Here is a 25,382-nt window from a genome sequence, read left to right as displayed (position 1 = left end):
ATTTTTCCAACCTACCAGCGGTCAAAAGTCACACTTAAAGTCCTATATCCAGGTATGACCTGTTCTTAAAGATAGGTCTATGGTTGATTGCCGGTTAACCCCCGAATGCTATAATCCAACATGTGGACAGGATAAACCGACCTACTATTCAAACTGGATCGAGCATTAATCTCGCTTTTGCCATTGTAGTAATGGCATCTTACCTGTCAATCTTCTCTTCTTTCGAACCCGAATCCATCACAATCTTGATATGGTTGACTCTGATCGGAATATCGTATTTAAGTGTCGGGGTGTACGGTTATTCATATGTGTCCCACCAACCCTCGCGATCGTTAATATCAGCGTATTTTCTTTGTCAGATGCTCCAGGGTGGAATTATTGTCTTTTTGAGTAAAGGGCATGGCTTCACATTTTTAATCCTTTTACCATTGGCCGGACAGAGCGTTCTATTATTAACCGGTCTGTGGATGTATATTCCTGCCTTGTTTTCAGCCATTGTGTACACCATAGCCATATATGGCTATGCGCTCAATTGGAATACTGCCCTTTCCTCTCTCCCCATCTTTATTGCCGGTGTTTTCTTTATCATGATTTTCACTCAGGTAGCGGTTGGAGAAGAACAAGCCCGGCATGAGGTCACCCGCCTCATTGGTGATCTTGAAGCCGCGAATGCCCGGTTGCGTGAGTTCGCCACACAGGTTGAAGATCTGGCTATCACCAAAGAACGCAACCGCATGGCGCGTGAAATTCACGATGGCCTCGGCCATTATCTGACCACAATTTACATGCAAATTCAGGCTGCTCTGGCCATTATGCCCCGTGACCCGGATACAGCCGTCACCATGTTGGAAAAAGCTCAAAACCTGAGCCAGGAAGCCCTTCAAGAAGTTCGTAAATCAGTGAGTACATTACGGTCATCGGTCGAAGATGATACACCCCTTCAAAACCGTATTGAGAAGCTGCTTCAAGATGGTGAAGGTTCAGGCATTCAGGTGGTCTTTAATGTTCAGGGGAAACCCCGCGAATTGGACAGTAAAAAATCCATCACACTCTTCCGGGCAGCTCAGGAAGGATTCAGTAATACAAGAAAACATGCCAGCGCCACCCTTTTTTCGGTACTTCTTGACTATACCGATCCTGGTTTTGTTCGTATGACTTTGCAGGATAATGGCCGGGGTGCAGATAAAATTGAAGGTGGATTTGGTTTAATCGGACTGCGTGAACGATTGAACCTTGTCGATGGAGATTGCGAGATATATACATCGAAAGGAGAAGGGTTCACCCTTCAGATTACGGTTCCGGGATGAAACAACCAATTCGGATTCTCTTAGTCGACGATCAGGCTCTCTTTCGGGAAGGGTTGCGTATACTTCTTTCATCACAACCAGATTTTGAAGTAGTGGCTGAGGCGGCCAATGGTGAAGAAGCACTCCGTCAGGCAGCTGTATACCATCCAGATGTTGTCTTGATGGATTTACGTATGCCGGTATTAGATGGGGTAACAGCCACCCGCCGCCTCCATGAACTTTATCCAATGACCCGGGTCATAGCACTAACAACCTTTGATGAAGATGAATATATTTTTGAAGGTTTGCGAGCCGGTGCGTATGGGTACCTGTTGAAAGATGTGGCTTCCCAGAAACTGTTTGAAGCCATCTATGCCGCCAATCGTGGGGAGTATTTTCTGATGCCCTCAGTTACCGCCCGTGTTATGGCAGAATTCTCCCGGCTTCCCCGAAGTCAACCAGTCCAACCCGCCAGTATTCCATCACCGCTCTCAGATAGGGAGAAGCAAATTCTCAAAATGGTTGCGCAGGGAGCCAGCAATAAAGAAATTGCCGAAGAGCTGGTGATTGCAGAAGGAACTGTGAAAAACCACTTGAGCAATATTTTTGACAAACTTGAAGCCCGCGATCGTATGCAGGCTGTAATAAAAAGCAAAGAACTCGGAATAATTTAGTCTATGGAACAAAATTTTCAAACCCCACCCGTCAAACAGCCTTTGGATAATCCCAAATTCACTCCCACCTTCTTTGGCGCCATTCTGGTTATGGCCGGTTTTCTCATTCTGCTCGACCAGTATCTGCGTACGGAATGGCTTAGTCTAACGGTTGTTCCAGCAATTGGCTTGATCTTGCTGGCATCCGGGTTGAATTCACGTCATATGGGATGGATCATCCCCGGTGTTCTGGTGGGAGCAGCAGGAACTGCCGGAGTCATCCTGTTTGGCAGTCTGATTGAAGATAAACCCTTCACCATCCGGTTGGGCTGGGCACTCTTTTCAATAGCAGCGGGGTTCATTGCCATTCTATTCTTTTCTTTAGTGTATGCCAAACATCATGCCTGGTGGGCTTTTCTGGTTGCCAGTGTATTTACCGGTGTAGCGTATCCGTTCATTACTGACCGTTTGCAGGTATTTATTTTTTTGGCATCGATCTGTTTTCTTGTAGGGGTGGCTTTTCTGGCCTGGGGATTTTTCGAAAGACTGTTTGGTCTATTAATTCCCGGATGCCTGCTCGCCGGTCTTGGCCCCGGTTTTTATCTGGGATTTGTCACCAATGCCGCCAATAACGAACTGGTTCAAATAGGCTTTCTGATTACCTGCTTCGGGCTGGGTTGGGTGATGATAACCCTGTCATCACGGATGATCAATCCCATTTTTCTTTGGTGGCCGCTCATTCCGGGCGGCATTCTTACCATGGTTGGCTGGGGATTGACCATTGGAGGAAATCGCGGAAGCGCCATGACCCTGATTGGTAACACTGGCTCCATCAGCTTGATAATCTTCGGCTTATATCTGATCCTGATGCGCCGCGGTATCCGAAAATGACTACATCCGGCTGAGAAGTTCTTTCTTCTTGGCCTGGAATTCTTCCTGTGTCACAATTCCACGAATACGCAATTCGTCCAACTCGGCAATCAAATCCGGGATGGTCTGTTCTTTAATCACATTCTTAAACTGTAATCCTTCTCCATCGCCAGATTCATCACTCAACCGGTTTTTGGCATCCATCATCATTTTCTTGAAAGATACCGGCTTGCCAATGAAATGGAACAGATTGGTACCCAGTTCACTGGCTGTGAGGATTTCAACATCACCATAGTCAAATAACCGCCCCCAGAACGATTGCGACAGTTTCACATCATTTACCTTCTCAAGGGATGAATCCGTCACATTCTTATTGACTACACCTGAAACCTGAATGACTCTGCGGTTGGTAATAATAAACTGCCGGTTCATCCAATCGAGGATATGCCGGATCATATCCAGCAGAGGAATTGCGGCAATAACAAATCCGATCGCGGCCAGTGGATTTAACATCAGTAAAATCCCGGACCCGACAAGAAGGATAAGAATAACAATACAATCCAATGCAATGTCTTTAAAAAGTAGGAACCAGTGCCGCCGTGTAGAAAGCAGGATGGCTTCATTTTCTGCCAGTAGACTTTCAAGGTATGTCTTATTCATTTAATTTCTCCCGGACTGTTGTCATGCTCTGTAATTGGGTGTGCTTTCATTGCTTCTTTGATAAGAGAATCCAGGTCGGTGCGGGTTGAACCAGGAAACACAAAGTGTGCCAGAAATTCGCGGTTCCCCTTCGGCCCTTCCAATGGTGACATGATCAGACCTTTTATCCCAAAACCATCATTCTGGGCAGTCGACAAAACATCGTGAAGAACCCTGGCATGGATCTCAGGATCACGGATCACTCCCTTTCCTTTATCAGCTTCTTCCCGTCCGGCTTCAAATTGCGGTTTGATCAGGGTGACCAGTGTACCGCCTTTTTCAATCATCCAGTTCCTGATCACCGGAAACAGGATCCGCAAGGAAATAAAAGAGACATCCACACAGACAAGCTGCACCGGTTTCGGCAGGGATATCAGACTGCGGGCATTGGTATGTTCCATTAACGTAACACGCGGATCGGTACGTAATTTCCAATGAAAATCGCCGTGTCCAGAATCCACTGAAATAACAGATTCAGCACCATGTTGAAGAAGGCAATCAGTAAAGCCACCAGTTGATGCTCCAATATCGGCACAGGAAAATCCCCCGAGTTCTGTCAGATGGAAAGCCACAAGAGCGGCTTCCAGTTTCTCGCCTCCACGAGACACAAATTTCTGCTTTTCAACAATTTCAAGTCTGTCTTCGTCAGAAACCATCTGTGAAGGTTTGAGGAGCATCTGCCCATTCACACGGACGGAACCGGCCATGACCAATCGCTGGGCAAGATTTCTGCTTTCCACCAAACCCAGTTCTACCAGTTTTATATCCAATCTATTCTTTGTCACAGGTTTCCCAAATTGTCCCTAAAGTTTTGTGATAATATATTTTTTATGCTGCGCGCCATCATCAAAACCATGAGAGTCAAGCAGTGGACAAAAAATGCCATCGTCTTTGCGGCTTTGGTCTTTGATCGTCAACTTACCAATCCGGTCGCGTTTGGACGAACACTGGCCGGTTTTTTTCTTTTCTGTATTCTATCGAGCACTGTCTATATTATCAATGATATTATGGATGTGGAAGCCGACCGGCAGCATCCAAAAAAGAAATATCGCCCAATCGCATCTGGTCAGCTGCCGATACCTGTTGCCATTGGCATTGCCGCGTTTCTTTTGATCATTGCGTTTCCAATTTCCTATGTTCTTTCTCCTTACTTCTGCATTGTCGCAGCCGCGTATTTCATCATAAATCTGGCGTACTCTATTCGGCTAAAACATATTGTGCTCGTCGATGTTTTAATCCTGTCAATGGGCTTTGTGTTGCGTGTGGGAGCTGGAGTCAGTCTCATTCATGTGGAACGCTTTTCCCCATGGTTGTATGTGGTGACTTATCTGCTGGCTCTTTATCTCGGTTTTGGCAAACGCCGGGCTGAGTTGACTCTTCTATCGGCCACCGCCTCCAGCCACCGGAAAGTGCTTGATGGCTATACGATACCCTTCCTCGATCAGGTAATCATGATGATCTCTGGAATGACCATCATCTCTTACAGCCTGTATACTTTTTCAGCTCCCAATCTTCCCACCAACCATGCTATGATGTTGACCATACCATTTGTCTTGTATGGGTTGCTACGTTATCTCTATATCGTCGAAATCGAAGGTACCGGCAATGCCCCCGATGAGATTCTGTTGATTGACCGACCACTTCAGATCGCGATTCTTCTTTGGGGAATCTGTGTCCTGGCTATCTTCTATCTTTTCTAAAAAGAAAATGACAGAATACCTCTCCACCGCCACCGCTCCAGGGAAGGCCATACTTCTGGGAGAACATGCTGTAGTCTACGGGAAACCGGCCATCGCCATTCCGGTATCCCAACTACGGGTGGAAGTGACGATTGAAAAATTCCGTTGCCCTGATAATGAAATTTGGATTGATTCACCTGTCGTCAGGCTGTATAAAAACGTTAAAGACCTGCCGTTTGAAAATCCACTGCGCCTGGCCATTGACCTGACAAAAGACAGGTGTACAACGAAAACCTTTTCAGGCATGATGATCCGCATCAACTCAGCCCTGCCAATAGGTGGCGGAATGGGATCTGGAGCCGCCGTAAGTTGCGCCCTGATTCGTGCCCTTTCAACCTGTCTTGATGGTCAAGCATTGCCAGCCGAAACTGTCAATGCGCTGGCGTTTGAGGTGGAAAAAATTCATCACGGTAACCCATCCGGAGTGGATAACACGGTGATCACCTACGAACAACCGATTTACTTCAAGCGCAATACTCCGATGAAAATGGTCCAAGTCGGCACGCCAATTCATCTTGTGATAGCCGATACCGGGATTAATTCAGCCACCAGTACAATGGTAAATGGTGTTCGAAAACGGTATGAGCAAGACAAAGAACGCTACCAGGGAATTTTCGATTCAATAGAAAATCTCGTGGATAAGGCTCACCAGGCCATCGAAATTGGTGATATCAATACTCTCGCAATGACCATGAATGAAAACCACCGGCTGCTTCAGGCAATGGAAGTCTCGTCATTTTCGCTTGACCGGTTGGTAAAAACAGCCATCACAGCCGGAGCTCTGGCTGCCAAATTGATCGGAGCTGGAGGTGGTGGAAACATGATAGCTCTTTGTACCACTGAAACCACCAAACCCGTTAGCCAGGCATTGAACGCAATCGGCGCTGTCCGAGTGTTTTCTTTTTCTCTGGCTGACAATAAGGGAGGGATATGAAATCGTCACCATTGATCTTTGTAAAATTGGGTGGAGCGGCCATTACCAATAAATCACGTGCACGCACAGCCTTACCGAAAAACATCGAAAATCTTGTGCAACAAATTGCCAAAGCATATTCTGAGATTCCAGATATGCATCTGGTTCTGGGGCATGGGTCTGGCAGTTTTGGCCATTTTTCTGGCCAGACTTATGATACCCGGAATGGGGTAAGTTCACCGAAAGATTGGTTGGGATTCGCTGAAGTGTGGGATGATGCCCGGCAGCTCAATGAATTGGTGATTCACGCATTTCTTGATGCCGGTCTGCCCGTTATGGCCTTCCCCCCTTCCACCTGGGTGATCACACAGCACCGAAAACCAATCAGCTTTTTTGAAGAACCAATACGAAATGCTTTACAACATAACCTTATTCCAGTCGTAAATGGAGATGTAATATTTGACCGTGCAATCGGTGGGACGATCCTCTCCACGGAAGAGATATTTTCTTTGCTGGCAGACGAACTACACCCAGATCAGATCATTCTTGCTTCACGTGAGCCAGGTGTCTGGCAGGATTTTCCAACCAATACACAGCTGGCTGAATCACTCACCCCGCGGCAATATGCGGAAACATCCGCTTCGGTTCAAGGTTCAGTAGGCATGGATGTAACGGGCGGAATGGCAAAAAAAGTTGCCATTATGATGGATGTTCTGCAGCGTCAGCCTAAAACCCGAATCACGATTACCAGTGGGTTGGATGATCATTCTGTGTATGATGCCTTGATAGGTGGTCCTTCCGGTACTTTATTACATTCAGAATAGTTCGAAGGAGTGGCACATGCTATTCACGCGCGAAATCTTACAGGAACAAGAAGATCGGAATCTGGCACCGTATGCCATCCGTAGTAAAGATTCACGCGGACGGCAATACCCTCAGGAAGAACCTCCCTACAGAACCTGCTTTCAACGAGACCGGGATCGTATTCTCCACACAACCGCATTCCGACGGTTGGAATATAAGACCCAGGTTTTCTTCAATTTTGAAGGTGATTATTACCGAACACGCCTGACCCATACACTGGAAGTAACCCAGATTGGCCGAACGATCGCTCGTGCCCTTGGTGCTAACGAAGACCTGGTCGAAGCCATTTGCCTTGCCCATGATCTGGGACATCCACCTTTCGGTCATTCCGGTGAATCCACATTGGCCAGATTAATGAAAGATCATGGCGGTTTCGACCACAATAAGCATTCCCTTCGAATCGTTACCAAACTCGAAAAACGATATCCAGATTTTGACGGCCTGAATCTCACCTGGGAAGTCCGGGAAGGGATCGTCAAACATGAAACCGAATATGACCTTTCAGATGCATCGGATTTTAATCCCGAACTTCGAGGCTCATTGGAAGCCCAGATCACCAATGCGGCTGATGAAATGGCGTACACAGCCCACGATCTCGATGACGGCCTGCGTTCAGGAATGATCAACGAAGATATGCTTTCCGGGATTGAGCTCTGGGAAATCTTATTGAGCACATTACAGATTAAAAACGACCGGTTGGATGATCTCACACGCCATCGTCTGATCCGTAAACTGATCGGGATGGAAGTTTCAGCACTCGTAGATCATACAGTAGAAAAACTTCGCCAGAGTGCTGTAACCAGTGTGGAAGAATTGCAAAGGCTCGATTACAACGTGGTGGGTTTGGATGAAGAAATGATTCAAAGAAACCGGCAATTAAAAGATTTTCTGTACAGGAATCTGTATAAACATTACCGGGTCGTCCGAATGCAAGTTAAAGCAGAGAATATCCTGACCCGTATATTCAATATGTATGTCGATGAACCATCCGTCCTTCCCAACCATATACAATTGCTGGTTTCAGAACGTGGACTTGAACGAGCAGTTTGTGATTACATTGCCGGAATGACGGACCGGTTCGCTGTTGATGAATATCAACGTTTGTTTGATCCGAACTGTCTTCCATAAGTAAACTCCTGAATATTAATTTTTTCCATCTTCCCCTTTTCATGGGGTAAAATTAGTCCCTGTAGCCCTATAGGAGATTTGAAGATGGAAGATGTATCGTACTTAACGGAAGAAGGTTATGCGAAAATGCAGGAAGAATTAGCCCGGTTGAAAGGACCCGAAAGGGAAGCCCTTTCAGCAAGGCTTCGCGCCGCCATTCAACAGGGTGATCTTTCAGAAAATGCAGATTACATCAGCGCAAAAGAAGAACAGGGTTTCCTGGAAGGTAAAATTCAAGACCTGGAAAGAACCCTTCGAAATGTTGTGATCATTGACGAATCGTCTGCCGGTCGCACCGTTGTTAATATTGGTGCCCATATCACCATACAGGAAGGTAATTACCCGGCAGAAAAATACCAGGTAGTAGGTCCAAAAGAGGCGGATCCAAAGAAGAATCGCATTTCCCACGAATCACCGATCGGGAAAGCTGTGCTCGGAAAAGGCATTGGTGATATTGCTACAGCAGATACACCCGGTGGAATAATTCAGTTCAAAATTATCGCGATTGAATAAAAAGAAGAGGCTTCCTTTAAAATTTTGAGGAAGCCTCTTTTTTTATGTTTTTTTCAATTCAATTTAAACCTGTCAACAGTCGCCTGTAAATGATCCGCCATTTCTGATAGAGATTGTGCAGAAGCCGTTACTTCTTCCACCTGTGCACTCATCTCTTCAGCCGATGCCGATACCTCTTCTACAGCGGCGGAGTTCTCTTCACTTACTGAGGCAATATTATCAATGGATTGGGTAATCTCAGTTGAGCCAGCTGCCATCTCTTCTGTTGCGGCGGTGTTCTCTTCGACAATGGCAGAGACATCATCGGCTGCTGCCACCAGATCATTGGAAAGACCACCCATCTTCGAAACCGCGTCTGCCGCCAGTTGAGCTTGCTGATTTACAGCTTCTGCAGCTTGAAGAATGTTTTCAAGAGCAGAGCCGGCTTTGGAGGCGCGATCAGCGCCGGTTTCGACTTCTGCAGCACTTTCATTCATGGCTTTTACGGCTTCTGCGACAGTATCCTGGATGCCTTTTATTAATGAGGCAATTTCTTTTGTGGCTGAACTTGACCGTTCTGCCAATTTCCGAACTTCATCAGCTACAACGGCGAAACCTTTTCCATGCTCTCCAGCACGGGCAGCCTCAATAGCCGCATTGAGCGCCAGCAGATTGGTTTGTGAAGCAATGTCATCAATTGTTTCAATAATGGCCCCAATCTGATCAGATCGATTGCCCATTTCCTGTACTTTCTGTGCAGAAAAGCCTACCTTTTCCCGAATAGTTTCCATGCCTTGAACTGTTTCTGTGACTGTTGAAGAACCTTCACGGGCAGCTGACGCGGCTTTATTGGACTCAATCGAAACAGCATTGGCGTTCCCCGCCACCTGCTGGATGGATGCAGAGAGCGATCCTGTCAAAGCAGCCATCTTGGCTACTGCTTCAGCCTGTGCCTGGGCACCTTTTGAGACATTATCGATGGCTCGCCGTAGTTGTTCAACAGAGGCAGCGGAATGTGTGGCAGCTTCTGTCTGTTGAGAAGTCCCGCGGGCGACCTGTTGGATGGTCGATGCAATCTGTGATGTTGCCTGACCAGCCTGGTTGGAAGCCTGGGCTAATTGAGAAGAAGCTTGATTAAGATTGTGGGTATTAGAAGCAACCTCACCGATGGCATCGCGAAGGTTAGTCACCATCTGCTGGAATGCAATACCGAGACGATCTTTTTCTGACTGCGGGGTAACAGTAGTAGTTAGGTCCCCTTTGGCTAGCTGAGTAGCCGAATCGGCCATTTGATTTTGAAATAAGATCATGTTTCTAAAAGAATCGGCAAGCCGTCCAATTTCATCTTTCGATGAATAATCAACATTCTGATCTATATTGCCCCTGGACATGTCTTCGGCTATTTTTGTCAGTTTAATAATTGGATTGGCTATGCGATTCGAGAAGTAATTCGCCACAAAAATGATTAACAATATTGCCAGAACAATTGAAATAATCATTACATTTCGCAATGAATATACCTGGTCTAAAGCTTCATCTGAATCCTGTTCAACCAGAATCCCCCATTTTTGGTCTGGCAGCCATGCATACGATCCAATGACTGTTTTCCCCATGTAATTGGTATAAGTTGAAGTACCTTCATTGCCCGCCAAAACCTGTTTTGCCCCATATGTATCAATTTTCAGCTCAAGTTCTGCAAGTTTTTGAATACGCTTCTGGCTGAGTAGAACATCTACATTTCGTGATGGGGTTATGAAAAATCCATCAGAGTTAATCAGGTAGGCTTCGCCTGTATTTCCGAGAGCTGAGGCTTTCATTAATGTGGAAATAAACTGTGTCGGCACAGTCGCGTTCGCGATTCCGACCACATTCCCATTCACTTTAATCGGAATAGCAATCACCAGTATTAAGTTCCCGGTTGCTTTAGAAAAAACAGGTTGTGAAATAATATTCTTCCCTGTGATCGCATCTTTAAAATACTGCCTGTCAGAAACATCTACTGGCCTATCATCATATTCAGCAATACTCTTCCCATCCATACCAATTATGGACATCGATTCGTATCTTCCCCACTCTTTAAAATAGACATCCAATGCCGTTTTGGCCTGATCGTGTTCCATAGATTGCACACGTGCATCATTTGCCAAAACCACAATATCCTTTTCCCGATCCACTAACCAATCTTGAATTGTAGTTTTATTAATGTTGGTGAGCTTTTGAAGCTCATCGGTCTTTGAATCCGTAATTGATTGTTGACTCTGGAAATAAACGATCAAGCAGACAGCCAAAAGTGGAACCAGTGCCACCAGAAGCATGAATAGCATCTGTTTTCCACGTAAAGAATCTGTCAGAATATTCTTTGATTTGCTCTTCATAAAACCCTCCCAACAATATTGATAGTATCGTTACCATGTTAGTCAATGAACTATGCTTAAACAATAAATCCAACATAAATACGATGTTTTTTGACGAACATTAAAATGAATAAAAAAGCTGTCTGACCATTCAATTGATCAGACAGCTTCTTTCGAGAGCAGGATTTATCATGCGTTTTTCGGCCAGACGGCCAGTTCGAGTGTTAACCTGTCAAAATAGCTATTGGTGGGCATGGCACCGCCGCCATAACTGGCATCTACGATCCGGGCTTCCATCTGAAGTGAAGCCGTTTCGAGAAGTATACGCTTCCCGGGTTCCACCAGTTGAGGTTCACCTTTGGCCAGCAATCTCTGGCGAATGTTGGGGTCATTGAATGCATGATTTGACATCAGTACTTTCGTTACAGTCTGAATATCATTCTTGTCAAATAACCAGACTTCAAATGCTGTCACCTTTTTCGGGTCGCCAACTCCGATTGTTTCAGAAATACCCACACCACATTCACCCAGGAACTCTCCGGTAGGAGCATCAATACTGAAAGAATCATCATACAGATCATCACCGAGCATATAAGTGGTCATGAACTGCACAACCGGAGGTTCTTCCTGGTCAGAACTGGCACGTTTCTTCGACGCACCTGTCATAGAACCGCCTGTCGATTCTTCAGCCACATATTCCATCTCACTGCCAGTATAACCTTCGGCTTCTTCCGATTCTTCTTCACCTTCGGTGGTTTTCTTTCTCTTCAGCAATAGATACACCAGTAAACCCGCCACGATGAGTGTCAACGTACACATGACACCTAGAAGCAGCGGCAGTTTATCTTTCAAGCTGGATGAAGCCGCGGCAGGTTTCGAGGCTTCCGGTAACAGAGGTTGCTCCGCATTAGCAGCAGGTTTGGTAGCCTCAGAAGATTTGGGGGCTTCTGCTTTTCCTTTTGTTTCGGCAGGCTGCGTTTTTGTGTTTTCCTTAATCGCCGGAACCGGAGCCTGAACCAGCAAGGCCAGTTCTTCAATTTCTTTAGGGTTTGAAGTTCCAGGGTCAGCTGCCAGGGCTTTCAATGCTGTTTGACCGGCTGAACCGAGATCCTGCCACCGCTTCTGCAATAATCCTTCATCTTCGTTCCGTTTAAAGGAATCAATTGTCATCCGTAAATAATCTACCTGCAGGTCTTTACGCAAATGCTGGGGGGCTGCATCCGTCCACTGCACCGGCCAGACCAACCATCCAAGAATGGGCAAACCCACAATCAGGCCGGCAAGAAAACCTGCGAGGCCTGCATAAAGAGGGTTTTTGAGCCGCTCAAGTATTTTATCCATCCGTCCACGCTCCTACTTCGAGGGTTGCTGGTAATCCTTTCCTCCGCGATCAGAGTTCGCATCGCCAAGGATATGTCTTTCGGATGGTTGCAAATAGTATGCCTAGTCGGATTTACCTTCTGTCACGGTCTCCTGCAGGAAGGTCTCATTGCAGGTCAGACATTGAAACTCCCGTTTGTTGGCTACCACCAGCAAACCGCCGCAATTTGGGCAGGGCTGCGGAACGGGTTTCTTCCAGGAAACAAACTGACATTTGGGATAATTAGCGCATCCATAGAAAAACCGGCCTTTCCGGGATTTCCGTTCGACCAGGTCACCACCATCTTCCGGGCAGGTTACACCGATCTTCTCAAGAAATGGCTCTGTATGTTTGCATGTCGGGTATGTACTGCAGGAAATGAATTTCCCATACCGCCCCCAGCGGATCACAAGATCATTTCCGCAGACCGGACACGGACGGTCGATTTTTTCCGGTTCGGTTTTAACTTCAGGCATCTCTTTACGGGCGCGTTCCACTTCTTCTTCAAACCCGCCATAGAATTGACGGACAACGTCCACCCAGTTCATGTCATGTGATGCAATCTTGTCCAGGTCAGATTCCATGGATGCCGTAAATTGAACATCCACGACATCCGGAAAATGTTCAACAAGCAAATCGGTCACAAGAATCCCTGTATCTGTTGGAAAGAGTCGTTTATTTTCGCGTACTACGTATCCACGTTGTTGAATAGTAGAAATCGTAGGTGCATATGTTGAAGGCCGGCCAATTCCATTTTCTTCAAGAGCTGCCACCAGAGACGCTTCGGTATACCGCGGAGGCGGTTGGGTGAAATGTTGTTCTGGAATCAGCCGATTCAAGTGCTGCTTCTGTCCCTCTTCTAATCCGGCAGGAACCTTTTGATTCTCATCTTCGTCTCGTTCCCTATCTTCGTTTCTGGATTCTTCATATACCACCAGAAAACCGGGGAATTTTACCGTCTGCCCGGACGTACGGAATGTATATTCATGGGATGGTGTCTTGCCAGTAATATCCACTGTGACGGTATCATAGACGGCCTCTTCCATTTGAGAAGCCACAAAACGCAGCCAGACCAACTGATAGAGTTTGAATTGTTCCGGGGTTAACTGGTCCTTAACATCATCCGGTCTACGTAATACAGAAGTTGGCCTGACAGCTTCATGCGCTTCCTGTGCTCCGATTGACCGTGTTTTGTATTGCGGTGCCGTTTCCGGCAGGAAGTCAGCACCATATTGACTGGATATGAATTTGCGTACTTCATTTTGTGCCAGTTCAGAAACGTTGGTTGAATCGGTACGCATATACGTGATGAGGCCGATCGTGCCTGCTCCATCAATAGCCACACCTTCATATAACTGCTGTGCCACTGCCATCGTCCGCCGTGCTGTAAAACCCAGCTTGCGTGAGGCTTCCTGTTGCAGGGTGCTGGTGGTAAATGGTGGGGCTGGTTTTCTTCGGCGTTCACTTTTCTTGATTTTTGATATGGAATAATCAGCTTTTTCCATATCATGGATTAAGCCGTTTACGGTTTCTTCCTTAGGTAAGACTGGTTCTTCATCATCCAACCTGTAGAACCGTGAAAGATATTTTGTTCGCATACCTTCAGGAGTAAACTCGGCACCAATCGTCCAGTATTCATCCGGTTTGAATGCCTCGATTTCCCGTTCTCGTTCTACAATCAACCGCAGGGCAACGGATTGCACCCGTCCAGCAGACAACCGTCCGCGCACCTTTTCCCAGAGAAGTGGTGTCAGACTATAGCCAACGAGGCGGTCCAGAATGCGCCGGGCCTGCTGAGCATCCACTAGACTGGTATCTATCGATCTTGGATGGGCAAATGCCTCGGCAATAGCGGGTTCGGTGATTTCGTGGAATACAACCCGGTGAGAAATCTCTGGCTGCATTTCGGCCGATTCCAGCAGGTGCCAGGCAATAGCTTCCCCTTCACGGTCAGGGTCTGTGGCCAGATAAATGGCTTCTGCATTCTTCGCCAGCGATTTCAATTCTTTAACGATCTGTCGTTTCTCATTGGGCACCCGGTACTTGGGGGCAAAATCATGTTCCACATCAACAGAAAGGCTTGAACGCAGAAGATCACGTACGTGACCAATGGAGGCTCGAACCGTATAACCATTTCCCAGGAATCGGCCAATTGTTTTTGCTTTGGCCGGTGATTCAACAATAACCAGCTTCCCTACACGGCGGGTTTCTTCTAGTTTTGAGGTCTTTCCACTCTTCTTCCCTGCAGTTTTTCCAGTAGAAGATTTGACAGCTTTTCCAACACGAGGTTTACGTGGAGCTGGAGCAGGTTTTTCCAACCCGGTATGGGCATCAGTTGCACCCATGCGGGCTAATTTCGTTCCACATACAGCACATGTCCCCCGCGTGATGGGAGTTCCAGTTACTGTAAATCCAGCTTCTGGATTTTGAATTTCTCTTTTCTCTTTACAACGAACGCAATAGGCTTCCAATGAACAAAACTCCACTCACAATAATTGCTGTTTACCATTCTTTTTCAGGTAATCAACAATGAGTTTAACTTTCTGTGTTTCAGTTTTTTTACAAACCAGTAAAGCATCAGGCGTATCAACCACAACAATATCTTCAATACCAATAACGGCGATAAACCTGTCTGCCTTACTTGAACTTACAATCAATGAACCTGTAGAATCTTCTAAGAATACATCTTTTGCCAGATTAATGTTTCCCGTCTCATCAACCGGAAGAACATCAAACAACGATTCCCAACTGCCCACATCATTCCATCCCAGATTTCGGGCCGGAATGCAGGCCACCCGGGAAGCTTTTTCCATAATACCATAGTCAATTGTTTCAGGATGAATTTTTTCCCAGTATTCTTTCAATACGAGATTTCGTCTATCTGTCTTCCAGGCTTTTTGTATTGTGGAAATGATCGAAAACAACTCTGGCATCAGGTTGGAAATTTCTTCCAGAATCCGATCTGCTCGCCAGAAGAACATTCCAGAATTCCAATCATGATCTCCCCGTTCGATAAATTCGCGGGCAAGATCTTCATTGGGTTTTTCTTTGAACTTTTTCACCTGATAATACGGGAGTCCGTCATATTCACCCAGAGAATTTCCCCTCTGGATATAACCATATCCGGTTGCCGGATATTGCGGTTCAATTCCGAGGGTTACAAGAAAACCTTCTTCTGCTACTTTATTCCCACAGGAAATTAACCGGTGGAAATGTTCCACATTCTGAATGTAATGATCGGCGGTTAAAACTACCATAACAGCATCTGGATCTATAAGTTGGATAGCCTGCGCAGCCAATGCCACAACCGAAGCTGTCCCTTTAGGCATAGGTTCTAGAAGAAAATTTTCCCATGGAATTTCTGGTTTTTGCCGGCTCAGCTCTTTTGCCTGTTCCTCAACAGTAACAATATAGATCTGCTCCGGTGAAAGCAAACCGCTCAACCTGTCTACAGCGATCTGAAACAGGGTTTTTTCTCCGCTGATCGCCAGCATTTGTTTAGGATGACTGCGTCGAGATAGCGGCCATAACCGCGTCCCTCCACCGCCAGCCATTATGACGGCATAAAGATGATCAATCATGATTGTCTACCTGATATAGTATGCTTTTTTCTTTTACGAGAATATAGTTCATTCCGCCAACCTGTCTGACCAAACCTTTCAATTCCATCATGGTAAGTGTGGCGGTTAATGTATCCATCCCCCAGCCCGTGGCATTACCCAGGTCGTCAATATGAACCGGCTCATAACCCAGGTTATCCATAATTTGTTGTTCTCTTGGATCGCCGGGTAATTCAAGCCGGGCCTGCCGGTATTCCTGTACCTGTTCGATGTTCAAAGCATCCAAAACATCCTTCACATCGATCAAAGGACGAGCCCCCTGTTGGATCAGTCGGTTTGTTCCCTTTGATTGGTTGGCATAAATGCTGCCAGGCAGCGCAAAAACATCACGCCCCTGTTCTGCAGCAAATGTGGATGTGATCAGGGCGCCGCTTGTGATTCCGGCTTCAATCACAACAACCACACGTGAAAGCCCGGAAATTATTCGGTTACGTGGTGGAAAATTATTGCTTTCTGGAGGTGCACCTGGAGGATAGTCGCTAATTACAGCACCATTTTTAGCAATGTCTTCAGCCAGTTTACGGTGTTCCGGTGGGTAAATACGATCTACACCGCTACCCAGTACGGCAATTGTCCGACCGCCGTGAGTCAAACAGGTTTGATGTGCCGATGCATCCACACCCCGCGCCAGTCCGCTCACCACCGTTACCCCGTGCCTGGCCAGAAGTTCAGCCAGTTCTTCTGTTACCTGACGGCCGTATCCAGTCATCCGTCGTGTTCCCACGATGGCAACTGCCCATTCATCTTGAACTGTCAGATCACCCAGAGTATAGAGAACGGGAGGCGGCTGGTCAATTTCTTTCAATCGTCTGGGATACAGATCATCATCCCAGATGATCACATTGATCCCGTCTTTCTGTATGTTTTTCCAGATCAAATCCAGATCAATTTGTCTGCGGACCTGTTGAAAATTCTCAACAATTTTTTGACTCAATCCAGCTTCCATTAATTGACTGGCAGATGCGTTCCACGCAGTTTGCATGGATTGGAAGGCCTCGAGTAGCCCGCGAAAGCGGACTGCCCCTATACCTTTTACATAAGTGAAACCAATCCAGAAAATCCGGTCATCCATACCCGGTTAATATCACTCCCACTCTGGCGGGTTAACAACCATGGTTCGTTTATCAAGGTCAATTGGACCAATTACACCATCAATAGCTGGAAGAAGTGTTTCATGGCCATTCGTATCGACTACCACATAAACATCATTGGCACCTGTCTCCATTATTTCCCGAATTTCACCAATAGGTGTGCCATCTTCTCGAATTGCTTTCAACCCGATTAGTTGATGGTGGTAAAAACGTCCATCAGGCAGCGACGGTAAATCGCTCGTCCTGACAAATACTTCCATATTGGTTAATTCAGATGCCTCTTCACGGTTATACACCCCCTCCATGGTGATCAATAAATTTTCATGAAACTGTCTGGCACCAGATATTTTCCGCGGCCAATGGTCCCGTCCCAGATAAATGACTTTTCCACTTTTTATTCGTTCTGGGAAATCTGTAGACAATCCCAGAACGATTTCTCCGGCAACGCCATGAGCTCGTTGGAGTCTCCCAATCAAAACATAGTCAGGCTCACCTTTGACAGGCGAGCCTGATTTTCCCATCCGATTTTGTAATCTGGTCATCATGTGCCAGGTTATCGCGGCTCGATTACATCCAATGAAGCCTGCTTGCCTTCACGGGCAGCAGACACGCGCAATAATATACGCATGGCATTGGCAACGCGGCCGCTCTTTCCGATAACCCTGCCCATATCATCTTTGGCGACATGCAACTCAAGGCGAATCTTGCCGCCCACCCGTTCCTGGGTCACCTTGACCTGGTCTGGATCATCTACCAACGACTTGGCAATGTAATCAATCAGTTCTTTCATGGTCTCCCCATGACAGGCTAGTAAGATTCGGATCGAAATCCGATAGAAAGACTAGGCAGCTTTCCTGGTGGTCTTTGTGCTGATATGGCGGGATTCTGCCGCTGCTTTGGCTTCGGCCAGCAGGGTTTCAACAGGTTCACCGGCTTTATAGCGGGCAAACCGGGCCATCAGACCGGTGCTGTTGAATAACTTGACGACAGATTCGCTGGGTTGTGCACCCTTGCTCATCCAATCATAGACACGATCTTCTTTGATATCCAGGGTGAAGGGTTCAGTTCGGGGATTGTAGGAACCCAGAATTTCAATAAAACGTCCATCGCGGGGTGCTTCTTTATCAGCAACAATCACCCGGTAGCTGGCCTGGCCCTTAAGACCTGTACGGCGTAAACGAATGCGAACCATCGAAAAAATCTCCTTATTTCGGAACGTAAATAGTAATTTCAGGGATCGGGTGTATCGTTTCCGGGCGAGGAACGCTGAAGGGGCGCTACCCGGGGGAGATACCTATCCGAAGATTTTCGGAAGTCCCCTCCCACCTGTCTTTTGCAGCGTTTTCATCAATTTTTGAGCTTCACGGAAGTTCTTCATTACCCGGTTGACATCCTGCACATCCACACCAGAACCCCTGGCTATCCGCCGTCGGCGGCTGGCATTCAGAATATCCGGTTCCCGTCGTTCTTCCCGAGTCATCGAACTGATGATCGCTTCTGTCAATTTTAATTGCTTTTCTGCATCTTGTGGAGACACTTGTTGGGCAACTTTTCCAAGATTGCCCGGAAGCATATCGAAAATCTGAGAAATGGGTCCCATTTTCCGAATTTGCTTCATCTGAGCGGCAAAATCCTCCAAAGAGAATTTACCTGACATCATCCTGGCAGCCTGATTCTGTGTTCCTTCCAGATCAAAAGCGGCTTCCGCCTTTTCAATCAACCCGATGACATCACCCATCCCCAGGATTCGGGAGGCGAGACGGCGGGGATCATACACTTCAAGCGCATCGATTCCTTCCCCCACACCCAGGAATTTGATAGGGACACCGGTGACGCTTCGAATGGAAATGGCTGCGCCTCCCCGGGCATCACCATCCATCTTTGTTAAAATCAGACCCGTGAGGGTAACGGTGTCTCGAAAACCCTCTGCAATATGCAATGCTTCCTGGCCGACCATCGAATCTACCACCAGCAGAATATCCGCTGGTTTGACCTTCCTGGTGATGGCTTTCAACTCATCCATTAGAGTATCATCCATCTGAGAACGGCCGGCTGTATCGGCAATCAGAATCGAATATCCGCCCTTAATTCCCTGTTCGTAAGCCTTTTGAACCAGTTCGGGGGGGTTTAATCGAGAATCGGTAAAAACTTCAACTCCCACTGTCCCACCGAGTGTTACCAGTTGTTGAACCGCAGCCGGCCGGTATGGATCAGCCGCTGCCAGTAATACGCGTTCACCCTGTGAACGCAATAACCGGGCCAGTTTGGCTGCTGCGGTGGTTTTACCCGAACCCTGTAAACCCACGAGCATGATCACCCGGGGTTTCTCGCCGGTCAGATTCAACCGTTCCGGTTCTCCGAGGGTGGAAATCAATTCCTCATGAACGATCTTGATAACCTGCTGGGCCGGATTCAAGGCACGGGAGACTTCTGCCCCCACAGCCCGTTCACGAACACCAGCGGTAAATTTTTTAACCACAGAATAATGAACATCCGCATCCAGTAAAGCCAGTCGAACTTCGCGAAGAGCAGCATCAACATCTGCTTCCGAGAGTTTACCTCTGCGGCGCAACTGTGTGAAAACCTGGTTCAGACGGTCAGTCAGCGATTCAAACATATCAATCTCAAGTGTAGCAGATCAAAGAACGACAAGTATACCCTTAAATATTACATTCAATTGCAAATAGTTATTTTTGCAACGAAAACCTATCATCAGGGTTATGGCTTTATGAGAATTGATATTGATATGTTTTTAGTATTACAAGGAGACGTAATATGTCGAAAGTAGCCATCGTTACAGATAGCACCGCCAATATTCCCCATGAGTTAATTAAGAAATACCCGGTTTTTATTACTCCGCTGCAGGTCATTTGGGACGAAAAGAGTTATCTCGATGGTATTGAGATCAAAACGCAGGATTTTTATCAACGTCTGTCAACATCCAAATCGATGCCATCCACGTCACAAGTGACACCGGCAGCTTTCCTGTCATTATATGAGGATCTTATTCGCGAGAACTATGATGTTTTAAGCATCCATATCTCCCAGAAATTAAGCGGCACTTTAGATTCTGCCACCCAGGCGAAAGCGCAATTGCCCGGAGCTCGGATTGAATTATTCGATTCCACCACGACGGCCATGGCCATGGGTTTCCAGGTATTAGCAGCCGCACGCGCTGCAGCCATGGGAGCATCATTGAACGAATGTATAGCTGTAGCCGGCCAAGCTCGTGACCACACCGGTGTCTTATTTACGGCATCCACACTGGAATTTCTTCATAGAGGTGGCCGTATTGGCGGCGCCGCCCGCTTCCTGGGCACTGCCCTCAACCTGAAACCCATTCTGGAAGTACGAAACGGGCGGGTGGACGCTGTGGAACGCGTTCGTAATATCAATAAAGCCCTGGACAGAATGCTGGAATTAACCATTAAGCGGATTGATTCACGCACACCCATTCGCCTTGCGACTATTCATGCAAATGATCCTGAAAATGCTGCCATGTTGTTAGAAAAAGCCCGCAATCATTTTGGAATCAGTGATGTAGATGAAGCCTATATTTCAGAGGTTAGCCCGGTAATTGGAACTCACACTGGGCCAGGTACTGTCGGGATTGCTTACATGGCTGGTATGTAAATTTGTTACAATCCAGGAAAATACATATTTCCTGGAGGCGCATTCATGCATACGTTCCCATCGGTAGGTTTACAGATTCCGGATATTCTCATACCGAAATCTGGTATTGACTTACAGAAATGGGCGGTTATTGCCTGTGACCAGTTCACATCTCAACCTGAATACTGGGAAGAAGTAAAGAAAATAGTGGGAGATTCTCCCTCAACATTAAACCTGATCCTTCCAGAAGTATTCCTGGGGAAAGAAGATGAACAATCCCGGATAGAGTCAACCTATTACCATATGCAGGCATATCTGCAACAATCAGTATTCGCCAGTTTTGAAGGAATGATTGCTGTTGAACGGACTGTGGGTTCTGCCAAACGTAAAGGACTGATCCTCGCCCTTGATCTCGAAAAATATGATTTCAACCGCGGTTCACAAACCATGATCCGGGCAACCGAAGGCACCATCCTTGACCGGCTGCCTCCTCGGATAAAAATTCGTCAAAAAGCATCACTGGAACTGCCGCATATTCTGGTTTTGATAGACGATCCTGAAAAAACCGTGATTGAACCTGTGATTGAAGCAGTGGAATCGACTCCAACTGTCTATGACTTTGATTTGATGTTGGAAAGCGGTCATATCCGCGGATGGAAAGTAACCAATCCTCAGATAGAAGAGGCTTTGGTGGCGGCATTGGAAAACCTGGCAAAACCGGCTAATTTCCAGAAAAAGTACCGTGTGGGACCGGAAAAAGGAGTCCTCCTTTATGCTGTCGGTGATGGGAACCATTCTCTGGCAACAGCAAAATCTGTATGGGAAATGAATAAGGCAAAACTTGGAATGGACCATCCGTCACGGTATGCTTTGATTGAACTGGAAAACTTACATGATCCGGCTCTGGTATTTGAACCTATTCACCGGATTCTAGCCGGGGCAAATCCTGAAACCGTATTGGCTGGAATGCACGCGTTCTATGGTGCCCGGTTAAAAACAGAAACCGTGGATTCTATGCAGACGATGAAAACAAAAATCAAAGAACATAGCGGTTTTTCTCAATGCTTCGGGATGTTGACTGCCGACAACTTCCTGGTGGCTGAGGTCATGCAGCCGGAGTCAAACCTGCCAGTGGGAACGTTGCAAGCCTTTTTGGACTCATGGTTAAAAACTGCAAATACAGTGAAAATTGATTACGTCCATGGCGACGATGTTCTGTCAAACCTGAGTGCGCAGCCTTCTCATGTGGGTTTTTATTTGCCAGCAATGTCTAAAGGAGAATTATTCCGCACGGTCATTCTGGACGGCGCTCTCCCCCGAAAAACTTTTTCCATGGGTGAAGCCCGGGAAAAACGTTTTTATCTCGAGGCTAGAAAAATTACAAAATGACAAAAAAACGTCGGGAGTACTCCCGACGTTTTGTGTAATTTTCCTGTTGAAATACTCTATTGTTCAATATCCGTATGGGCTCGTCCATTCAAAAGAATGGAACTAAGCTCAGCGAACACCGGCGTAAGCCGGTCGGGAAAAACCTGGTCAACCCACTCACTGCGTACGAGTGTTTTTGAGTACGGAATTCCGGAAAGAATTCTGGCATTGGAAAGCAAAGGATTATTTTTCAAACTTTCATTCCAGCTTTCGATAGTCATTTCTTCCCACTTGGCATTGCCAATGCCTACAGGAACTATACCGGCCAGCTGCTTACGTTGACGCAGAACAAGTTGAATTGTATCTGCCGTAGGCTTGCGGTTTTGCATGGAAAGCATCAACGGGACAAAAACTTTATCAGTAGCCGCAGAAATAGCCATTGAAACAAGGAATGGCGCAGTTCCGGTGTCAACCAGCACGATCAGATCCTCTGAGAAAGAGGCTTCTTCAAGAGCATACTTAAGGATATCCGGTGATTCGCCCATACTTAATAGACTGGTTACCCGGTAATCTGCAGGTATTACAAAGACATTTTCATTGTATTTGGAACGCATTAGAGATTTCTGTACAACCTGTCGGGTTTCGCCGCCTTCGCGGACGGTTTCCAGAACATTGAAAACGGTGGGACCGCCTTTTCCATCAATAGTTGTACGAGCTTCTCCCCCGCAAAACAGGGTCGTACTTCCCCCCTGGGGATCAATATCTACAATAATGACACGTTTCTTGTAGAATTGTGTCATATAGCTGGCAAGCAACCCCGTGATAGTCGTTTTTCCGGTTCCGCCCTTCATGGATGTAAAGGTCGTTATCATAATACTAGAACCTCATGTCAGATAAATTCCCGACGGATTTCCTGATGAATAACTGTATGCCGGGGTGAAAGGCAAGTGTCGTAATTTTGCCTTGAAAGAATTTCTGCTATTATAATCTCAATACGTGAAAATTTCTGTATTGTCTGGTTTCCCTACATCTTCCGTATGAGGAACTCATCATTGCAACAACGTCCGGATTTTTCAAGCAATACCCTGACAATTGCCATACTGATTAAAATTTTTGTTTCAATTGCACTGGTCATTTCTGCCGCTGCCATGCTTGTTTTCGCAACGACTCGAACTTCCGGCAAAGCGAGAATGCCGGTTACTCCCCGGCCGACTCAGACAAAAATTATAAAGACACCATTGGCACTCTTCTGGAAGAAAACATCTGTGCCTACACCGGTTCCAACAAAACCGGCTGAAGTACCACCGACTATATCAGTGCCATCACAACCGGTGCCTACAGCAGTTCCTCAAAATCCCACCCCGGTACAACCCACCCCGACTGTTGCTCAGCCTCAACCCACACAGGCAGCCGCAGCAAATCCGACGCAACCGGCTCCGGCAGCCAACGTGAATGTGGTCAGCGTTCAGGGAGCCATTCAATTGCCTGATCAGCCGTATGGGTTGGATAATCTGGCATATCTCAGGCTGGTTGGTCAATTGGGAAAAGGGAAAATCACTCAGGTTTTATGGGCTCCTTCGTCTGTTGGTAATGCTTACCTTTTTGCATCCACCAGCGGAGGTTTCTTTTATCTAGATCCATCAACGGGCACAGAAGTAAACCCTGTATTTCTAAATACTGGCATCTCCGGTGCAGCCATCAGTCCAGATGGCTCTCATCTGGTTACAGCCGGATTGGATAATAGCGTCATTATCTGGAAGTATGGAACAGGTGAAGCTCAAGTAAACATCGATACAAAAGGTGTGCGTATTACCAGTTTGGCCTACAGTCCTGATGGAACAACCATCCTTGGGGCGGGTGTTGATGGGAACATTTCCATCTGGAATTCCTCTAACGGATCATTGATCAAACAACTGGAAGGGACAGGCAATCCCATACGCACAATGCAAATCAGTCCAGATGGTCAGCTCGTGGTTGCCGGATCTGAAGACAAAACTCTGTCCATGTGGAATGTAGCTTCTGGTTTACGATTCATATCAATTACAGCCCACTATAAACCGGTCAATGCGGTGGTTATCAGCCCAGATTCCAAGATTGTAGCCACAGCCAGTGATGACAATACCTTCATTCTCTGGGATACTACCAACGGCAAGCAAATCCGTTTGACATCGGTAACATCAGGCGTACGCAGTCTCGTTTTCACAAAGGATGGTGCTTCTCTTGTTTCGGGTGAGCAGAATGGATCGGTCAATTTATGGGATGTTGCTACAGGCAAATTATTGAAGACTGTTAGCAAAGTTCCCGGTGAAGTTAATTCTGTCTCATTCAATTCTGATTCTTCCCTGTTGGCAATTGGTGCGAATACTCTGCATTTATGGCGGCCGGCGGATGATGCACTTGTAGCTCCATTTAAAGGGTTTACAAACTCTATCACGACACTGGCTTTCAACAAAGATGCCACCGTACTGGCTGCCGGGAATCAGGATGGCAAAATTTCTTTATGGGATCCTAAGACTGGCACACAGACAGCCTTGTACGAAGGTCATGTAGGCAACGTTAACACACTTGATTTCAGTCCCGACGGCCGATTCCTGGCTTCTGGAGGTGCAGATAACACCATCATTATCTGGGATATTTCAACCGGACAAAAAGTCTATATGCTCCGTGGTCACAGCGGCGGCGTGCGTTCGGTAGCTTTCAATTCGGATGGAACTCGTCTGGCATCATCCGGCGGTTGGGTGGACATAACCCTGAAAATGTGGGAAATGGCGTCTGGAACGGGTTTGTATAACATCACCGGTTTTACAAAAGGTGATATAGAACTGACACTCCGCAAAGGATCCAATATGCTGGCATCCGCTGGTGGAGATGGCATTATTCGAATCTGGAATTTCGATACTCGTGAATTGATCGCGTCTATTGAAAAACATTCCCGCGCAGTTCGAAGTATTACGTTCAGTCCCGATGGCAGTCAAATAGCTTCCTCAAGCGAAGACGGCAACACCTATATATGGGAAACCAACGGGTGGACAATGGTGCGCAATCTCCAAACAAAAGGATCAAACTCGCTGGTTTTTTCATCTGACAATAAAGTCCTTGCAGTTGGCGGTCAGGGGATTGAGTTTTACGACATAACGAGCGGTAATTTGCTCACAGAAACTCCGGGAACACCTGGTGCACTTACAAAACTTGCCTTATCGTCTGATGGTAAGGTTCTTGCAGCAGGTTCCACTGATGGGACAATTCGTCTCTATGGGATAAAACAGTAAATGGAATGGAATGATTTCAGGTTAA

General features: G+C 46.7%; 22 protein-coding genes and 1 pseudogene. 11 read left to right on the top strand and 12 right to left on the bottom strand.

The annotated features are described in order from the left end of the window. The first annotated feature begins 122 nt into the window (after positions 1–122). From LTAR_RS02585 to LTAR_RS02575, 3 genes are read left to right on the top strand one after another with little or no spacing between them, the layout of a single operon-like run. Positions 123–1,307 carry a sensor histidine kinase gene (locus LTAR_RS02585; RefSeq protein WP_139044388.1) on the top strand — a complete coding sequence of 395 codons (1,185 nt, stop codon included), beginning with the start codon at positions 123–125 and terminating at the stop codon, positions 1,305–1,307. Further along, complete coding sequence (locus tag LTAR_RS02580; RefSeq protein ID WP_062420595.1) at positions 1,304–1,960, top strand: response regulator; 657 nt, start codon at positions 1,304–1,306, stop codon at positions 1,958–1,960. The genes LTAR_RS02585 and LTAR_RS02580 overlap by 4 nt, the downstream gene beginning before the upstream one ends. 3 nt (positions 1,961–1,963) lie before the next feature. Beyond that, the gene (locus LTAR_RS02575; protein ID WP_062420594.1) at positions 1,964–2,830 is read left to right on the top strand and encodes a hypothetical protein; all 867 of its coding nucleotides are present in this window, start codon (positions 1,964–1,966) and stop codon (positions 2,828–2,830) included. Here LTAR_RS02575 and LTAR_RS02570 read toward each other — a convergent pair whose 3' ends face one another. After that, a complete protein-coding gene (locus LTAR_RS02570; RefSeq protein WP_062420593.1) occupies positions 2,831–3,469 on the bottom strand; it encodes a PH domain-containing protein in 639 nt (212 codons plus the stop codon). Then, entirely contained in the window at positions 3,466–4,293 is an 828-nt protein-coding gene (locus LTAR_RS02565; RefSeq protein WP_081419765.1) for a TlyA family RNA methyltransferase, read from the bottom strand. Before LTAR_RS02565 ends, LTAR_RS02570 begins: the two co-directional genes overlap by 4 nt. Positions 4,294–4,338: 45 nt before the next feature. On the opposite strand from LTAR_RS02565, the gene LTAR_RS02560 reads away from it, so the two are divergent. The 5 genes from LTAR_RS02560 (at position 4,339) to greA (ending at position 8,704) form a co-directional block, all read left to right on the top strand. After that, positions 4,339–5,208 (top strand): decaprenyl-phosphate phosphoribosyltransferase, encoded by an 870-nt coding sequence (locus LTAR_RS02560; RefSeq protein ID WP_062420592.1) that lies wholly within the window; start codon positions 4,339–4,341, stop codon positions 5,206–5,208. A gap of 7 nt (positions 5,209–5,215) precedes the next feature. Continuing rightward, a complete protein-coding gene (gene mvk / locus LTAR_RS02555) occupies positions 5,216–6,181 on the top strand; it encodes a mevalonate kinase (protein ID WP_062531964.1) in 966 nt (321 codons plus the stop codon). Further along, positions 6,178–6,984 carry an isopentenyl phosphate kinase gene (locus tag LTAR_RS02550; protein ID WP_062420590.1) on the top strand — a complete coding sequence of 269 codons (807 nt, stop codon included), beginning with the start codon at positions 6,178–6,180 and terminating at the stop codon, positions 6,982–6,984. The genes mvk and LTAR_RS02550 overlap by 4 nt, the downstream gene beginning before the upstream one ends. A gap of 16 nt (positions 6,985–7,000) precedes the next feature. Then, the gene (locus LTAR_RS02545; protein WP_062420589.1) at positions 7,001–8,152 is read left to right on the top strand and encodes a deoxyguanosinetriphosphate triphosphohydrolase; all 1,152 of its coding nucleotides are present in this window, start codon (positions 7,001–7,003) and stop codon (positions 8,150–8,152) included. 84 nt (positions 8,153–8,236) lie between these two features. After that, positions 8,237–8,704, top strand: coding sequence for a transcription elongation factor GreA (gene greA / locus LTAR_RS02540; RefSeq protein ID WP_062420588.1), 468 nt, complete (start codon positions 8,237–8,239; stop codon positions 8,702–8,704). Between the two features lie 53 nt (positions 8,705–8,757). On the opposite strand, the gene LTAR_RS02535 is transcribed toward greA, so the two are convergent. The 9 genes and pseudogenes from LTAR_RS02535 to ffh form a co-directional block, all read right to left on the bottom strand. After that, complete coding sequence (locus LTAR_RS02535) at positions 8,758–11,058, bottom strand: methyl-accepting chemotaxis protein (protein ID WP_062420587.1); 2,301 nt, start codon at positions 11,056–11,058, stop codon at positions 8,758–8,760. Between the two features lie 168 nt (positions 11,059–11,226). Beyond that, positions 11,227–12,378, bottom strand: coding sequence for a hypothetical protein (locus LTAR_RS02530; RefSeq protein WP_062420586.1), 1,152 nt, complete (start codon positions 12,376–12,378; stop codon positions 11,227–11,229). Between the two features lie 102 nt (positions 12,379–12,480). Beyond that, positions 12,481–14,868, bottom strand: coding sequence for a type I DNA topoisomerase (gene topA / locus LTAR_RS02525; protein ID WP_062420585.1), 2,388 nt, complete (start codon positions 14,866–14,868; stop codon positions 12,481–12,483). A 15-nt stretch (positions 14,869–14,883) separates the two neighbouring features. Next, positions 14,884–15,978 (bottom strand): mannose-1-phosphate guanylyltransferase, encoded by a 1,095-nt coding sequence (locus LTAR_RS02520; RefSeq protein WP_062420584.1) that lies wholly within the window; start codon positions 15,976–15,978, stop codon positions 14,884–14,886. Continuing rightward, positions 15,971–17,089 (bottom strand): DNA-processing protein DprA, encoded by a 1,119-nt coding sequence (gene dprA / locus LTAR_RS02515; RefSeq protein ID WP_062420583.1) that lies wholly within the window; start codon positions 17,087–17,089, stop codon positions 15,971–15,973. Before dprA ends, LTAR_RS02520 begins: the two co-directional genes overlap by 8 nt. 12 nt (positions 17,090–17,101) lie before the next feature. After that, the gene (gene rimM, locus LTAR_RS02510; RefSeq protein WP_062420582.1) at positions 17,102–17,653 is read right to left on the bottom strand and encodes a ribosome maturation factor RimM; all 552 of its coding nucleotides are present in this window, start codon (positions 17,651–17,653) and stop codon (positions 17,102–17,104) included. 8 nt (positions 17,654–17,661) lie between these two features. Beyond that, positions 17,662–17,898: a KH domain-containing protein gene (locus LTAR_RS02505; protein ID WP_062420581.1), complete on the bottom strand. Its 237-nt coding sequence runs from the start codon at positions 17,896–17,898 to the stop codon at positions 17,662–17,664. Positions 17,899–18,042: 144 nt separating this feature from the next. Continuing rightward, positions 18,043–18,300: pseudogene (gene rpsP, locus LTAR_RS02500) on the bottom strand (30S ribosomal protein S16); the annotation flags it as partial. Between the two features lie 102 nt (positions 18,301–18,402). Beyond that, the gene (ffh, locus tag LTAR_RS02495) at positions 18,403–19,725 is read right to left on the bottom strand and encodes a signal recognition particle protein (protein ID WP_062420579.1); all 1,323 of its coding nucleotides are present in this window, start codon (positions 19,723–19,725) and stop codon (positions 18,403–18,405) included. A gap of 158 nt (positions 19,726–19,883) precedes the next feature. On the opposite strand from ffh, the gene LTAR_RS02490 reads away from it, so the two are divergent. Both LTAR_RS02490 and LTAR_RS02485 read left to right on the top strand, forming a co-directional pair. Beyond that, complete coding sequence (locus tag LTAR_RS02490; protein WP_062420578.1) at positions 19,884–20,741, top strand: DegV family protein; 858 nt, start codon at positions 19,884–19,886, stop codon at positions 20,739–20,741. Between the two features lie 45 nt (positions 20,742–20,786). Beyond that, positions 20,787–22,109 (top strand): DUF1015 domain-containing protein, encoded by a 1,323-nt coding sequence (locus LTAR_RS02485; protein WP_062420577.1) that lies wholly within the window; start codon positions 20,787–20,789, stop codon positions 22,107–22,109. A 56-nt stretch (positions 22,110–22,165) separates the two neighbouring features. Here LTAR_RS02485 and LTAR_RS02480 read toward each other — a convergent pair whose 3' ends face one another. Beyond that, positions 22,166–22,960 (bottom strand): ParA family protein, encoded by a 795-nt coding sequence (locus LTAR_RS02480; protein WP_062420576.1) that lies wholly within the window; start codon positions 22,958–22,960, stop codon positions 22,166–22,168. A 180-nt stretch (positions 22,961–23,140) separates the two neighbouring features. On the opposite strand from LTAR_RS02480, the gene LTAR_RS02475 reads away from it, so the two are divergent. Further along, positions 23,141–25,357, top strand: a complete 2,217-nt coding sequence (locus LTAR_RS02475; protein WP_062420575.1) for a WD40 domain-containing protein — start codon at positions 23,141–23,143, stop codon at positions 25,355–25,357. The last annotated feature ends 25 nt before the right edge of the window (positions 25,358–25,382 follow it).

It is taken from the genome of Leptolinea tardivitalis (genome assembly GCF_001050275.1).
Classification (GTDB): domain Bacteria; phylum Chloroflexota; class Anaerolineae; order Anaerolineales; family Anaerolineaceae; genus Leptolinea; species Leptolinea tardivitalis.
The sequence above is the reverse complement of the archived record's forward strand: the minus strand, read 5'-3'. Positions and strand labels throughout refer to the sequence as shown.

Bases quoted from the DNA above. Each gene is read 5' to 3' on its own strand.
- LTAR_RS02580 (WP_062420595.1), top strand. From the start codon at position 1,304: ATGAAACAACCAATTCGGATTCTCTTAGTCGACGATCAGGCTCTCTTT.
- LTAR_RS02575 (WP_062420594.1), top strand. From the start codon at position 1,964: ATGGAACAAAATTTTCAAACCCCACCCGTCAAACAGCCTTTGGATAAT.
- LTAR_RS02570 (WP_062420593.1), bottom strand. From the start codon at position 3,469: ATGAATAAGACATACCTTGAAAGTCTACTGGCAGAAAATGAAGCCATC.
- LTAR_RS02560 (WP_062420592.1), top strand. From the start codon at position 4,339: ATGCTGCGCGCCATCATCAAAACCATGAGAGTCAAGCAGTGGACAAAA.
- mvk (WP_062531964.1), top strand. From the start codon at position 5,216: ATGACAGAATACCTCTCCACCGCCACCGCTCCAGGGAAGGCCATACTT.
- LTAR_RS02550 (WP_062420590.1), top strand. From the start codon at position 6,178: ATGAAATCGTCACCATTGATCTTTGTAAAATTGGGTGGAGCGGCCATT.
- LTAR_RS02545 (WP_062420589.1), top strand. From the start codon at position 7,001: ATGCTATTCACGCGCGAAATCTTACAGGAACAAGAAGATCGGAATCTG.
- greA (WP_062420588.1), top strand. From the start codon at position 8,237: ATGGAAGATGTATCGTACTTAACGGAAGAAGGTTATGCGAAAATGCAG.
- LTAR_RS02535 (WP_062420587.1), bottom strand. From the start codon at position 11,058: ATGAAGAGCAAATCAAAGAATATTCTGACAGATTCTTTACGTGGAAAA.
- LTAR_RS02530 (WP_062420586.1), bottom strand. From the start codon at position 12,378: ATGGATAAAATACTTGAGCGGCTCAAAAACCCTCTTTATGCAGGCCTC.
- LTAR_RS02520 (WP_062420584.1), bottom strand. From the start codon at position 15,978: ATGATTGATCATCTTTATGCCGTCATAATGGCTGGCGGTGGAGGGACG.
- dprA (WP_062420583.1), bottom strand. From the start codon at position 17,089: ATGGATGACCGGATTTTCTGGATTGGTTTCACTTATGTAAAAGGTATA.
- rimM (WP_062420582.1), bottom strand. From the start codon at position 17,653: ATGATGACCAGATTACAAAATCGGATGGGAAAATCAGGCTCGCCTGTC.
- LTAR_RS02505 (WP_062420581.1), bottom strand. From the start codon at position 17,898: ATGAAAGAACTGATTGATTACATTGCCAAGTCGTTGGTAGATGATCCA.
- ffh (WP_062420579.1), bottom strand. From the start codon at position 19,725: ATGTTTGAATCGCTGACTGACCGTCTGAACCAGGTTTTCACACAGTTG.
- LTAR_RS02490 (WP_062420578.1), top strand. From the start codon at position 19,884: ATGTCGAAAGTAGCCATCGTTACAGATAGCACCGCCAATATTCCCCAT.
- LTAR_RS02485 (WP_062420577.1), top strand. From the start codon at position 20,787: ATGCATACGTTCCCATCGGTAGGTTTACAGATTCCGGATATTCTCATA.
- LTAR_RS02480 (WP_062420576.1), bottom strand. From the start codon at position 22,960: ATGATAACGACCTTTACATCCATGAAGGGCGGAACCGGAAAAACGACT.